Source organism: Cupriavidus sp. SIMBA_020 (assembly GCF_046535395.1).
GTDB classification, from domain to species: Bacteria; Pseudomonadota; Gammaproteobacteria; order Burkholderiales; family Burkholderiaceae; genus Cupriavidus; species Cupriavidus campinensis.
Genome location: NZ_JAWRWU010000058.1, coordinates 1 through 487, shown reverse-complemented (window position 1 = coordinate 487; position 487 = coordinate 1). Strand labels below are relative to the sequence as shown.

The following is a 487-nucleotide window of genomic DNA, read 5'->3' as shown; positions in this document are numbered from 1 at the left end:
CATGGTCGATATCGAATTCGCCGTGCAGTACTGGGTGCTGTTGCACGCGGCGAGCGATCCCGCGCTGATCCGCAACACCGGCAACATCGCGCTGCTGCGCGAAGTGTCGGGCCTTGGCTTGATGAGCGAGGCGGAAGCGGAGACGGTCGGCGCGGCTTATCGCACTTACCGCAAGTTGCAGCACAAGCTGCGGCTGGACGGGATGGAGAAGGCGCGGGTCGATCCGGCGTTGGTTGCCGCCGAACGGAAGGCGGTGCTGGCGCTGTGGAAGCGGGTGTTCGGGTGAGGGGTAAGGCGCTGCGTTGGCTGGGGGGGCGCGGTTCGGTGCGCCGCTGCGATTCCCCTGTCCTCGCACAATTACGCTACGCCGCCAGCATTTCCTTCGCGTGCTTGCGGGTGGTCGCGGTGATTTCCAGGCCGCCAAGCATGCGCGCGACTTCTTCCACGCGGCTCGCCTTGTCGAGCGAGATCACGCTGCTGACCGTGC

1 pseudogene is annotated in these 487 nt (G+C 66.1%); it reads left to right on the top strand.

Going from position 1 to position 487, the window contains the following annotated elements:
- Window positions 1-286: pseudogene (locus tag SB751_RS28135) on the top strand (bifunctional glutamine synthetase adenylyltransferase/deadenyltransferase); the annotation flags it as partial.
- Window positions 287-487: the final 201 nt, after the last annotated feature.